We start from the raw sequence: 12,312 nt of genomic DNA, 5'->3' as shown, positions 1-12,312 counted from the left end.
GAGCCGGGGGCGTGGCGGGGGTCCAAACGCGCGGGGCGGGGAGCCGGGGGCGCGGTGGGCGTCACAGCGTCACCTCCGGGACGTCCAGGCGGCGGCCCTCGGCCGCGGACCGCAGGCCCAGCTCCGCGAGCTGGACGCCGCGGGCGCCCGCGAGGAGGTCCCGGTTGTAGGGCTCGTCGAGGACGACGTGGCGCAGGAACAGCTCCCACTGGGCCTTGAAGCCGTTGTCGAAGTCGGCGTTGTCCGGGACCTCCTGCCACTGGTCGCGGAAGGACTCGGTGGCCGGGACGTCGGGGTTCCAGACCGGCTTCGGGGTGGCCGAGCGGTGCTGGACGCGGCAGCCGCGCAGTCCGGCGACGGCGGAGCCGTGGGTGCCGTCGACCTGGAACTCGACCAGCTCGTCGCGGTGGACGCGGACCGCCCAGGAGGAGTTGATCTGGGCGACGGCCCCGCCCTCCAGCTGGAAGAGCCCGTACGCGGCGTCGTCGGCGGTGGCCTCGTAGGGCTTGCCGTGCTCGTCCCGGCGGCGCGGGACGTGGGTGGCGACGTGGGCGCTGACGGAGGTGACCCGGCCGAAGAGCTCGTGGAGCACGTACTCCCAGTGCGGGAACATGTCGACGACGATCCCGCCGCCGTCCTCGGCGCGGTAGTTCCAGCTGGGGCGCTGGGCCTCCTGCCAGTCGCCCTCGAAGACCCAGTAGCCGAACTCGCCCCGTACGGACAGGATCTCGCCGAAGAAGCCGCCGTCGATCAGGCGCTTGAGCTTGAGCAGGCCCGGCAGGAACAGCTTGTCCTGGACGACGCCGTGCTTGACGCCCTTCGCCGTGGCGAGCCGGGCGAGGTCGAGGGCCCCGGCCAGGTCCCCGGCCGTCGGCTTCTCGGTGTAGACGTGCTTGCCGGCGGCGACGGCCTTCCGGATCGCGTCGGCGCGGGCGGAGGTGACCTGCGCGTCGAAGTAGACGTCGACGCTTCCGTCCGCGAGGACCGCGTCGAGGTCGGTGGACCACTCGGTGAGCCCGTGGCGCTCGGCGAGGGCGCGCAGGGCGGGCTCGCGGCGGCCGACGAGGACGGGCTCGGGCCAGAGGACCTCGCCGTTCCCGAGGTCGAGGCCGCCCTGCTCGCGCAGGGCGAGGATCGAGCGGACCAGGTGCTGGCGGTGGCCCATGCGGCCGGTGACGCCGTTCATGGCGATGCGGACGGTCCTGCGTGTCACGGAAGGTTCCTCTCCCCGGGTGTCCCGCGCGCGATCGCCCCCGTGCACCACACGCGATAGAAAGCGCTTTCTACGGGCAGGAACGCTAGCCTGCCGACAACGCCCCCCACAAGGCCCCGGAGGTACGCACGCGATGACCGTCACCCTGGCGGACGTGGCCGCCCGCGCTCGGGTCTCCCCCGCCACCGTCTCCCGCGTCCTCAACGGCAACTACCCGGTGGCCGAGTCCACCCGGGAACGGGTGCTGCGGGCCGTGGCCGACCTCGACTACGTCCTCAACGGCCCCGCCAGCTCCCTCGCCGCCGCCACCTCCGACCTGGTCGGCGTGCTGGTCAACGACATCGCGGACCCCTTCTTCGGGATCATGGCGAGCGCGGCGCAGACCGCGATCGGCGCGGGCGCCTCCGGGCGCGGCGGGGGCGAGAAGCTCGCCGTCGTCTGCAACACCGGCGGCTCCCCCGAGCGCGAACTGACCTACCTCACGCTGCTCCAGCGGCAGCGGGCCGCCGCCGTGGTCCTCATGGGCGGCTCCCCAGAGGACCCGCGGCGGCTGGCGGCGACGGCGGCCAAGCTGTCCCGGCTGGCGGAGGCGGGGACCCGGGTCGTGCTGTGCGGGCGCCCGCCGGTGGAGGGGGACGCGCACGCGGCGGCCCTCGTCTTCGACCACCGGACCGGCGCGCGCCGCCTCACCGAGCACCTGCTCGGCCTGGGCCACCGGCGGATCGGCTACGTGGCGGGGCCGGCCGGCCGGACCACGACCCGGCACCGCCTGGAGGGGCACCGGGAGGCGCTCGCGGCGGCGGGCGTCGCGGAGGGGCCGACCGTCCACGGCCCGTACGAGCGGGGCTCCGGCCACGCGGCGGCGGCCGGACTGCTGGCCCGCGACCCGGAGCTGACCGCGATCGTCGCCTGCAACGACACGGTGGCCCTCGGCGTCTGCGCGGCCCTCAGGGAACGCGGCCTGGACGTCCCCGGCGACGTGTCCGTGGCGGGCTTCGACGACCTGCCGTCCGCCCTGGACGCGTTCCCGGCCCTGACGACCGTACGGCTTCCGCTGCACGAGACGGGGGCCCGGGCGGGCCGCCTGGCGACGGACTCGGAGGAGCCCCCGCCGGGCGGCCGCGAGACGGTCCCGGCGGAGCTGGTGGTACGGGGGTCGACGGCGCCGCCCCGGACGTGAACGGGGCGGGGGGCCGGGCCCCCCGGCCCCGATCCGCCGGACGGGCCCCGGGCGCCGCCCCGTTCGCCCTCCGCGTCAGATCGCCGCGCGGTAGAAGTACGTCCTCCGGTACGCGATCTTGCCGTCCCGGACCAGGTACGTGTCGGCGAAGCCCTCGTCCAGGGCGGTGCCGTCGCGGCTCGCGCCGCGGAAGCGGCCCCAGCAGGCCGCCGCGGCGAGGCCGCCGGTGACCTGGTCGACCTCGTGGGCGCCCGAGGCGATGATCCGCTCGTGCTCGTAGAAGTGGCGGATCCGCTCCAGGCCCTCCAGGGCCGGGTAGCCGGGGCGCTCGTAGACCGCGTCGTCGGCGAAGACCTCGCCGAGGTCGTCCCACGAGCGGGAGTCGACCACCTGGAACAGCCGGGCCACCAGCGAGTCGGCGGTCACCGGGGGGTGTGTGCGTGCCGTCATGACCGTGCTCCTTCGTTGCGTGTCGTCGTCGTCGGAAGGGCGGGTTCGGTGCGCGCCGGGAGGGTGGTTCGGCGCGCACCGGTGGGGCGTGTTCGGCGGGGTGGTTCAGTGCGCGTCGGCCCGCGCCTTGTCGAAGGCCGTCGCCAGGCGGGAGACGCCCTCGCGCCGCTGCTCCTCGTCGAGGGTCGCGAAGGAGAGCCGCAGCAGCCGCGAGCCGTCCTGCTCGATGCAGAACGGCGCCCCGGGCACGAGCGCGAGCCCCTGGGCCAGGGCGTGTGCGTACAGCAGGTCCGAGGTGACCCGGGGGTCGTCCACGGAGCACCAGAAGAACAGGCCGCCGCGCGGGTCGTCGAAGGCGAGCCACGGCAGCCGCTCGCGCAGCAGCGCCGCCGTCGCCCGCGCCTTGCCCCCGTACAGGGTTCGCAGCCGGGCGAGGTGGGCGGGGAGGAACGCGGGGTCGCCGAGGAGTTCGGCGAGGACGTGCTGGCCGAAGGTGTTCGTCTGGAGGTCGCTGCTCTGCTTGGCCGCGACCAGTTCGCCGATCAGGCCCGCCGGGGCGGTCAGTCCGGCCACCCGGAACCCCGGGCAGAGCGTCTTCGACAGGCTCATCAGCCGGATCACCCGGTCGCCGTGCACGTCCGTGGACGGCAGCCGCTCCCCGTCGAACGCCAGGTCGCCGTACGGGTCGTCCTCCACGATCAGGAAGCCGTAGCGGTCGGCCAGGGCCGCGAGGTCCCGGCGGCGCTCGGTGGTGAGCACGCCGCCGGTGGGGTTGTGGAAGTGCGGGACGACATAGACCAGTTTGGGCCGGGCCCCGGCGGCGAGCCGCTCCGCCAGGACGTCCGTCCGCATGCCGTCGCGGTCCGTGGGCAGCGGCAGGAGCCGGGCCCCGGCGCCCCGGAAGGACTGCACGGCGCCCAGGTAGCTGGGGTCGTCCAGGGCCACCAGGTCGCCCTCGTCGAGGAGGGTCCGGGCGACCAGGTCCAAGCCCTGCTGGCTGCCGCCGGTGACCATCGCCCGCTCGGGGCCGACCGGCGCGCCGGTCTCGCCCGCGCGCCGGGCCACCGCCTCGCGCATCGCCGGGACGCCGGCCGTGGAGGCGTACTGGAGGGCGGCGGCGGCCGACCGGGAGAGGATCCGGTCGGTCACCTCGGCGAGGCGGGCCACGGGGAAGCTGTCGGGGGCCGGGATGCCCCCGGCCATCGACAGGACGCCCGGCGCGTTCGCGGCCGACAGGATGCGGTCGATGGCGTCGGAGCGGCCCCAGGAGGTGCGCCGGGCGAGGAGGTGCGTGAAGTCCCCCGGCACCGTGCCCCCGCCGCCGACGCCCGTCCCGGCCGCGCCCGTCGCGGCCCCGCCCGTCGCGGCCCCGCCGCCGACGCCCGTCATGACGTCACCGCCGTCTTCTCCGTCGCCTCCGGCTCCGCGCCGATCTGCGGCGGGAAGTCCTTCAGGCGCCGGACCGGGGAGAGCAGCACCACGAGGACCGCCGAGAGGAAGGCCCCGGCGGTCACGAACAGCGTCTCGCGCAGGCCGATCAGGTCGCCCAGCCAGCCGCCGAAGAGCGCGCCGAGCGGGAGCATCCCCCAGGACACGAAGCGGTAGCCGGCGTTCATCCGGCCGAGCAGCTCGTCCGGGGTGATCGACTGGCGCAGGCTGATGATGTGGATGTTGGCCATCGTGCCGCCCGCGCCGATCAGCGCGAACGCCGCGACGAACAGGACCAGGGTGAGGATCCCGTCGTTCGCCGGGGCCAGCGGGATGATCACGGGGGCGGCGCAGCACAGCACGAGCGCCGCCAGGATCGCGGGGCCGAGCCCCATGGACCGCTTCAGGCTCCGGGCGACCAGGGAGCCGCCGAGCGAGCCGACCGCGCCGGTGCCGAGCAGCAGGCCGATCGTCCCCGGGGAGAGGTCCAGCCGGCGGGCCGCGTACAGCACGAAGACGGTCTGGAGCGACATCCAGCAGAAGTTGTAGAGCCCGGACTGGAGGGCGCAGGCCCGCAGGTGGGCGCTGTTCCAGATGATGCGGATGCCGTCGCCGACGCTCTTCCACAGGCCGGTGGGGCGCTCGGGCACGACCGGCGGCGGCTCGGGCCTGCGGACCGCGAGCAGCGTGACCACGGAGACCAGGTACGAGGCGCCGTTGATGAGCAGGGCGTACGGCGCCGTGACCCAGCCGATGAGCAGGCCGGCGAGGCCGGGGCCGCCGATCTGCGCGAGGGAACTGGTGCCCTGGAGCTTGCTGTTGCCCTCCACCAGGTGTTCCTTGCCGATGAGGGTCGGCAGGTACGACTGATAGGCGACGTCGAAGACGACGGTGAGCGCCCCGATGAGCAGGGCCGCCACGTACACGAACTCGATGCGCAGCAGGTCCGTCACGGCGAGCAGGGGGACCGCCGTGACGAGCAGCGCGCGCCCCACGTTCGCCGCGATCATCAGCGGGCGGCGGCGGACGCGGTCGACCCAGACCCCGACGAGCAGGGTGACGAGCAGGAACGGGGCGTAGGAGGCGGCGTTCACCAGGCCGACCTGGGAGGAGGACGCGTCCAGGGTGAGCACCGCCGTCAAGGGCAGCGCCAGGGTGGTGACCTGGGCGCCGATCTGGGAGATGCCCTCGCCCGTCCAGAACTTCATGAACTCGGCGTCGCGCCACAGCGCGCCGCGCTCGCGCCCCCCGGCGGCGGCGGGTGCGCCGTCGCCGGGGGCCGCCGGAGCCGCCGGCCCGGTGGGGCCGGCGGGATCCGTCGAGCCGTTCGAGTCGGTGGACTCGGTCACCTTTCGCCCTCGCCGTCCGCCGGGTCGGCCACGTGGAAGGCGCAGCCGATCTGGGCGCCGCGCAGCATGCTGACGATGCCGACGGCCGGGTCGGTGACGCCCCGGGCCAGGGTTCCGGCGTACTTCCCGTCGACCATGAGGGTGCCGTAGGCGACGGCCATGTCCTCGGTGGTGACGCCGTCCTCGGAGAGGAAGCGCTCGGTGGTGGGGAGCAGGCGGCGCTGGAGGACGAAGGGGCCGCCGACGGCCTGGTGGAGCTTCTCCACCCACTCCTTCTGGTCGGTGGTCCAGCCGGGGGTGACGCCGACGCCGCCGTAGAGCAGCGTCGGCTTGAGGACCAGGAGGTCCTTGTTGGCGACGGCGTACGGCAGGAGGTCGATCTTCTCGCCCTCGAAGGTGACCTTCTCGTCGCGGACGAAGCGGGTCCAGGGCAGGATCCGGTCGACGAGGGCCCGCTCGTCCTCGGTGAGGGCGGCGCGGTTGCGCTCGTCGCTGAGCATGGCGAGGCTGCCCTTGTTGCCGTACAGCTCGCAGTCGAGCGAGGCGAACAGCTCGACCTGGCCGGCCTCGGCGGCGTCGAGGAGCGGGTTGACGAGGTCGTACGTGCGCGGCTCGTCCGGCATCTCGCCGGGCAGGAACAGGCGGTAGACGACGTCGACGCGCCGCCCGTCGTACACGACCTTGCCGTCCTCGTAGGTGAAGTCCCCGAGGTGGCAGACGACCGGGTCGAAGCCGAGGTCCTTGAAGGCGGGGACGACGAACTCCATCCAGCACTTGGACTTCTCGAAGCCGTCGGGCCAGTCGGTGATGGCGAGCAGCGGGCGCGCGGTCCCGGCGAGGGACGGGGCCTGGCGGCGCAGGACGTCGGTGATGCGGGCCAGCGGGTCGGGGTAGACGAGGTTCTCGGCGGCGGCGAAGGCCGCGAACTCCTCGTCCTTGATCAGGGCGCGGGCGAACTCGCCCATCTGCCAGCCGCCGAGCGAGGTGCCGGTGTTCAGCTCCATGAGGCGGAAGCCGCCGGTCTCGCGGTAGAGGTCGGCGCGGGACAGCGGCGGGATCTCGTCGACCGCGCCGCGCAGGACCAGGTCGGCCTGGGTGTCGCTCATGCCGACGGCCTTGGCGAAGGCGCGCAGGTCGCCGCCGAAGAGGCGCCCGGGGACGGACTTGAGGAGTTCGAAGAGGCCGTTGAGGTCGCGTTCGAGGCCGGCGACGTCGTCGGCGCTGAGGAAGACGGGGCGGTTGAGGCCCTCGCCGCCGCCGGCGCCGTAGCGGAACCACTCGACGCCCCGGACGCCGGAGACCGTCATGCGGGCGGCGGTGCGCTCGTGGTCGAAGAAGCGGCGGGTGACGGCGTTCTCGACGCGGGCGCCCAGCTTGTGGGTGCTCGCGCCGGTCACCTCGGTGCGGGAGAGGCCCTCGGCCCGGTCCAGGGCGCGGCGGGTCTCGACCGGGTCCTCGCCGACGGCGATGAGGGCGGCCGAGCGCGGGGTGAGGCCGCGCGGCGGGAGCTGGAGCTCGTCGCCGGGCTCGGCGAGGGCCACGGCCTCGACCAGGCCGTCGACCTCGGACGGGTCGGGCAGGACGACCCGGTCGATGGTGCCGTCGTACGAGGGGTAGAGGAAGCGGACCTCGCCGCTGAGCGCGCGGGTGGGGGTGAGGTCGGGGACGCGCTCGAAGGCGATCTCGGCGGCGGCGACGGCCAGGTCGATGCCGGTGGCGAGCTGGTGGACGTGCGGGATGAGGTCGCCGCCGAGGCGCCCGTTGAGCTCGATCAGGCGCGGGCCTTCGGCGCTGACGCGCAGCTCGGTGTGGGTGACGCCGTAGTCGACGCCGACGGCCCGGTGGGAGTCGCGGACCAGCTCCACGACCGCCTCGGCCCACGGCTCGTCCTGCCAGCCGGTGACCAGGTGGCCGACCTCCTCGAAGTACGGCTGGGGGCCGAGGCGCTTGCGGGCGACGCAGACGGGGGTGACGACGCCGTCCACGACGGTGCTGTCGACGCTCAGTTCGGGGCCCTCGACGTACTCCTCGACCAGGACGGTGTCGGCGGTGCCGGCGCCCTGGAGGCGGCTGGCGGCGGCGAGCCGGTAGGCCTGGCGCAGGCCGTCGGCGTCGCGGGCCACCATGACGCCGAAGCTGCCGCCGAGGGTGCGGGGCTTGACGACGACGGGGAAGCCGATGGCCTCGGCGGCGGCCACGGCCTCGTCCTCGCTCGCGGCCGGGGCGTGGCGGACGGCCGCCATCCCGGCGGCCTCCAGGGCCTGGCGGGTGGCGTACTTGTCGCGGCAGATCTTGGCGGCGGCCGGGTCCATGGCCCGCAGGCCGAGGCGCGCGGCCACCGAGGAGACGGCGGCGAGCGACCACTCGTCCCAGGTGACGATCGCGGCCTCGGCGACCTCGCCGCGCAGGTCGGCGACGGAGGGGAAGAGCTTGTGCGCGTCCGTCGTGTCGGCGATCCGGTGGGTGTCGACGTACTTCGCCTGCCAGCTGGGCGCCTCGGGGGCGATCAGGGTGACCTCGTACCGCGCGGCGAGGGAGGCGAGCGCGTACTCCCGGTACTGGCGGATGCGGCTGCCGACCAGGATGACGCGCGGGCGTTCGGTGGTCATGACGGACACGGTGTGTGTTCCTTTCCGATGCGGGCGGTGCGTGGGGCCGGGGCGTGATCCGCCGGACCGGCCCCGGGTGTGGCGGGCGGTGCGGGTGGGGCCGGCCGGTTACGCGTCCAGGGGCGTGCAGGTGAGGCGGAAGCCGTTCGCGGAGGTCTCGATGGCCTCCTCCACGACGGCGGTGGACGGGCCGCGGAAGCGGAAGCGGGTGCCGACGTGCTCGTAGCCGCTGATCGGGGGCACCCGCCGGCCGACGGGCACGTGCAGCACCGCGTACGGCCTGTGCTCCTCGGGCGGCGGCGCGGTCCACTCGGCGCGCTCGACCAGGCAGGGCGCGGGGACGGGCAGCGGGAGGAGCAGGTAGCCGCCGACCTCGCCGGTCTTCAGGGTCGGCAGGACCGGCACCCGGCCGAGCTGGATGTCGGCCGCCGCGGCCATCAGGTCGGCGTCGTGGACGTCCCGCCAGGTGAAGGGGATCTCGCCGCCGCCGACCCGGGCCCCGCACTCCAGGAAGACCAGGGCGGGGCCGCCGTCCGCGCCCCGGGTGACGAAGGCCTCCAGGTGGAAGACCCACGGCCGGCCCCCGCCGAGGACGGCCCCGACGGCGGCGGCGAACGGCTCCACGGCGGCGAGCAGCACCGGGTCGTCCTCCTCGACCGAGCCCAGCCAGTTGCCCTGGGTGAAGTCGGCGCAGGTGCCGCCCACGTAGCGGGAGGCGGTCCAGCTGCCGAGCCGGTCGCCCTCCCACAGGCCGTCGATGTGCAGGATCGGGGCGTCCACGAACGTCTGGGCGAGGAAGGGTTCGGCCGCGAGGTCGGCGGCCAGCTCCGGGTGCGCGTCCAGGTCGGCCGGGGAGTCGAGCCGGACCACTCCCCTGCTGGCGGTGCCCCGGTGCGGCTTGCAGATCAGCGGCCAGCCGTGGGCGCGCCCGAACTCCCGTACGGCGTCGGTGTCGGGGACGTGGGCGAGCGCCGGCACCGGGAGGCCCGCGGCGGCCACTGTCGTGCACATCAGGAGCTTGTCGCGGAAGACCGCGAGCTCCTCCGGGGTCTGCCCGGCGATCCCGAACTCCTCGCGGACCAGGGCCGCCGTGTCGAGGTCGCCCTCGTTGAGCGCGAGCAGCGCCTCCGGCGGGCCGTGGCGCTCGACGAGCGCGGTGAGGGCCGCCCGGACGGCGGGCAGGTCGTCGGTGAGGCCGACGGTGACGACGGCCTCGGCGTCGGCGGGTATGGAGGACCGGCCGAGTTCGGTGCTGATGTAGGTGACCCGGTGGGTGCCGTGGTCGACGTAGTCGGCGTACAGCGCGTGGGTGTCCCGCCAGCGGTGCAGGACGGTCACGTGCGGGCGGGGCCTGGTCATGCGGTCGTCTCCTCCGCCGTCTTCCCGTCCTCGTCCGCCAGCCAGGACAGGGCCGCGGCGACCATCGAGCGGACGCCGACGAGCAGCGCGGGGCCCGACTGCGGGGCGAACGTGGGGGCGTGGTTCTGCGGGATGTCCTCGTCGAGGCGGCCGGCGGCGAACGCGGCCGTGAACACCTCGGGGTCGAGGCCGCCCCAGAACCAGTACACGGACGGCACCCGGGCGGCCGTCGCCAGGATGCCGAAGTCCTCGCTGGCCGTGGTCGGGCCCATCGTCATCACGGCGCCGTCGCCGAAGGCCTTCCGGTGCGCGTCGGCGACCCGCTCGGCGGCGGCCGTGTCGTTGACCGTCATCGGCAGGTGGTAGACGGAGGTGATCTCCGGCTCCGCGGTCGCGCCGGCCGCGTCCGACTCCGCCTTCGCCAGGCGCTCGATGGAGGCGAGGACCTTGTCGCGGACGGGGGCCGAGCTGGTGCGGACGTTGATGCCGAGTTCGGCCGTGTCCGGGATGACGGCGGCCGTGGTGCCCGCGTGGAGCTTGCCGACGGTGACCACCACCGGCTCCTGGGCGGGGGTCTCGCGGGAGACGATGGTCTGGAGCCGCAGGACGAGGGAGGCGGCCATGAGGACCGGGTCCACGGCCGACTCCGGCTTGGAGCCGTGTCCGCCGCGTCCGAAGAGCTTGACGGTGATCGAGTCCGTGGCGCCCATGACGGTGCCGGGGCAGGTGGCGATGAGGCCGACGGGGCCGGGGCCGACGTGCTGGCCGAGGATGACGTCCGGCTTCGGGAAGCGTTCGAACAGGCCGTCGTCGACCATCGACCGGGCGCCGTAGCCGCTCTCCTCGCCGGGCTGGAAGACGGCCACGACCGTGCCGTTCCAGTGGTCCGTGCGGGAGGAGAGCAGGGCGCACGCCCCGATCAGGGCGGCCACGTGCAGGTCGTGGCCGCAGGCGTGCATGACCGGGACCTCGGCGCCGGAGTCGTCGGTGGCGGTCGCGGTGCTCGCGTACGGCAGGCCGGTGGCCTCCTTCACCGGCAGGGCGTCCATGTCGGCGCGCAGCATGACCACGGGTCCCTCGCCGTTGCGCAGGACGGCGACCACGCCGGTGCGGCCCACGCCGGTGGTGACCTCCCAGCCGCCCTGCGCCGCGAGCCGCTCCGCGACGAGCGCCGCCGTCCGCTTCTCCTGGAAGGCGAGCTCGGGGTGGGCGTGCAGGTCCTGGTAGTCGGCCTCCAGCGCGGGGAACAGCGGTTCCAGCGCGTCGAGCACTGCGGTCAGGGAGTCCATGGCGTCCTCACTCGGAGACGGGGGTGTCGGGAAGGGGGTGTTCGCGCACGCCCCAGGAGGCGAGCAGCGCCGCCGCGCAGGTGATGGCCGGCCACCACGGCACCCAGCCGCCGTGGCCGGTGGAGCGCAGCCACTCGGCGAGGGCCGGGAAGGTGCCGCCGAAGAGGCTGATCGCGAGGGCGGCGGGCAGGCCGACGGCGACCGCCCGGACGGCGGGCGGGAAGAGCTGCCCCGCGAAGACGTTGCTGACGGCGAGGGGCAGGGCGAGCAGGAACAGCAGCACCACCGTGACGACCGGGACGGGCACGCGGCCCGCGACCATGCCGGCGAGCAGCGGTACGGAGCCGAGCGCGAGCCCGGCGAAGCCGGTCCGCAGGACGGGCAGGGCCCCGAACCGGTCGGCCGCCTTTCCCGCGGCGAGCATGCCGGCGAGGAGCGCCACCATGCCGAGGAGCAGGGCCCCGGAGGCCTCCTCCTTGGTGGCGGCGCCCGCGGCGGCGGCGTAGGACGGGAAGTCGACCGTGAGGAAGTAGAAGACGGTGGTGGCGCCGGAGGTGATGGCGAACACCACGGAGAGCGGCCCGAGACGGGCGCGCAGGACGGGCCAGGGGCTCGCGCCGCGCTCACGGGCGCCGTCGCGCCTGCCCGCCTCCTCGGTGAAGACCTCGCTCTCGGCCGCGCCGCGCCGGATCCACAGGGCCGTCAGGCCGAGCAGGGCGCCGAAGACGAAGGCGAGGCGCCAGGCGCCGTCCTCGACGCCCGCCTCGCCGAACACGCCGAGGAGGACGCTGAGCACGATGAACGACAGGGCGCTGCCGAGGACCACGCCTCCGTAGGAGACGGCGCTGTAGAGGTACCGGCTGCGGCCGGGCGCCGTCTCGGTGACGTACGCGGCGGCGCTCGGGTTCTCGGCGCCGACGGACAGGCCCTGCACGAGCCGGGCGGCGACCACCAGGAGCGGGGCCGCGATCCCGATCGAGGCGTGGCCGGGAATGATCGCCAGGAGCAGCGAACCGGCCGCGATCAGGCCGACGGTGAGGGTGAGCCCGAAGCGGCGCCCCCGGGTGTCGGTGAGCCGCCCGATGACGACGCTGCCGAGCGGGCGCACCAGGAAGCCGAGCGCGAAGCCGAGGTAGGCGGCGATCAGCCGGGCGGTGGGCGAGGACCCGGGGAACAGCTGCTCGGCGAAGTACGGCGCGAGCACGCCGTAGATCGTCCAGTCGTACGCCTCCACGACGGACCCGACGCTGGCGGCGAGGAGTTCGCGGCGGGGCTTGCGGGCGGGGGCGGGGGCCTTGCCGGCCGGGGCGGCGGGGGCTCCGGGCCCGGGGGCCGCCGCGGCGGGGGCGGGGGGGGGGGGCCCCCCCCCCGGCCCCCCGGGGGGGGGCCGGGGGGGGGGCCCCCCCCCGGCCCTTTCCCCGGGGGGCCCCCCCCG

9 protein-coding genes are annotated in these 12,312 nt (G+C 75.0%); 1 reads left to right on the top strand and 8 read right to left on the bottom strand.

Features of this window, described 5'->3' with window-relative positions:
* Positions 1–61: 61 nt before the first annotated feature.
* Positions 62–1,213, bottom strand: coding sequence for a Gfo/Idh/MocA family protein (locus ADL08_RS05225; protein WP_053640855.1), 1,152 nt, complete (start codon positions 1,211–1,213; stop codon positions 62–64).
* A 133-nt stretch (positions 1,214–1,346) separates the two neighbouring features.
* Here ADL08_RS05225 and ADL08_RS05220 point away from each other — a divergent pair, with 133 nt between their 5' ends.
* Positions 1,347–2,393, top strand: coding sequence for a LacI family DNA-binding transcriptional regulator (locus tag ADL08_RS05220; protein ID WP_053640854.1), 1,047 nt, complete (start codon positions 1,347–1,349; stop codon positions 2,391–2,393).
* Between the two features lie 75 nt (positions 2,394–2,468).
* On the opposite strand, the gene ADL08_RS05215 is transcribed toward ADL08_RS05220, so the two are convergent.
* The 7 genes from ADL08_RS05215 to ADL08_RS05185 all read right to left on the bottom strand — a co-directional run.
* Positions 2,469–2,843, bottom strand: coding sequence for a nuclear transport factor 2 family protein (locus tag ADL08_RS05215; RefSeq protein WP_053640853.1), 375 nt, complete (start codon positions 2,841–2,843; stop codon positions 2,469–2,471).
* Positions 2,844–2,948: 105 nt separating this feature from the next.
* Positions 2,949–4,232 (bottom strand): PLP-dependent aminotransferase family protein, encoded by a 1,284-nt coding sequence (locus tag ADL08_RS05210; RefSeq protein ID WP_078967945.1) that lies wholly within the window; start codon positions 4,230–4,232, stop codon positions 2,949–2,951.
* Positions 4,229–5,620, bottom strand: a complete 1,392-nt coding sequence (locus tag ADL08_RS05205) for an MFS transporter (RefSeq protein ID WP_053640852.1) — start codon at positions 5,618–5,620, stop codon at positions 4,229–4,231. Before ADL08_RS05205 ends, ADL08_RS05210 begins: the two co-directional genes overlap by 4 nt.
* Positions 5,617–8,229, bottom strand: coding sequence for an ATP-grasp domain-containing protein (locus ADL08_RS05200; protein WP_159042972.1), 2,613 nt, complete (start codon positions 8,227–8,229; stop codon positions 5,617–5,619). Before ADL08_RS05200 ends, ADL08_RS05205 begins: the two co-directional genes overlap by 4 nt.
* Before the next feature lie 108 nt (positions 8,230–8,337).
* Complete coding sequence (locus ADL08_RS05195) at positions 8,338–9,588, bottom strand: ATP-grasp domain-containing protein (RefSeq protein WP_053640850.1); 1,251 nt, start codon at positions 9,586–9,588, stop codon at positions 8,338–8,340.
* The gene (locus ADL08_RS05190; RefSeq protein WP_053640849.1) at positions 9,585–10,877 is read right to left on the bottom strand and encodes an amidohydrolase; all 1,293 of its coding nucleotides are present in this window, start codon (positions 10,875–10,877) and stop codon (positions 9,585–9,587) included. Before ADL08_RS05190 ends, ADL08_RS05195 begins: the two co-directional genes overlap by 4 nt.
* A 7-nt stretch (positions 10,878–10,884) precedes the next feature.
* Positions 10,885–12,312 (bottom strand): MFS transporter (locus tag ADL08_RS05185; protein ID WP_267889550.1); only part of this gene is annotated, 1,428 nt, incomplete at its 5' end.

Source organism: Streptomyces sp. NRRL F-6492, from assembly GCF_001280125.1.
Classification (GTDB): Bacteria; Actinomycetota; Actinomycetes; order Streptomycetales; family Streptomycetaceae; genus Streptomyces.
This window is presented reverse-complemented; position numbering and strand designations above follow the sequence as displayed.

Coding starts and splice junctions, on each gene's coding strand:
- ADL08_RS05220 (WP_053640854.1), top strand. CDS start 1,347: ATGACCGTCACCCTGGCGGACGTGGCCGCCCGCGCTCGGGTCTCCCCC.
- ADL08_RS05215 (WP_053640853.1), bottom strand. CDS start 2,843: ATGACGGCACGCACACACCCCCCGGTGACCGCCGACTCGCTGGTGGCC.
- ADL08_RS05210 (WP_078967945.1), bottom strand. CDS start 4,232: ATGACGGGCGTCGGCGGCGGGGCCGCGACGGGCGGGGCCGCGACGGGC.
- ADL08_RS05200 (WP_159042972.1), bottom strand. CDS start 8,229: ATGACCACCGAACGCCCGCGCGTCATCCTGGTCGGCAGCCGCATCCGC.
- ADL08_RS05195 (WP_053640850.1), bottom strand. CDS start 9,588: ATGACCAGGCCCCGCCCGCACGTGACCGTCCTGCACCGCTGGCGGGAC.
- ADL08_RS05190 (WP_053640849.1), bottom strand. CDS start 10,877: ATGGACTCCCTGACCGCAGTGCTCGACGCGCTGGAACCGCTGTTCCCC.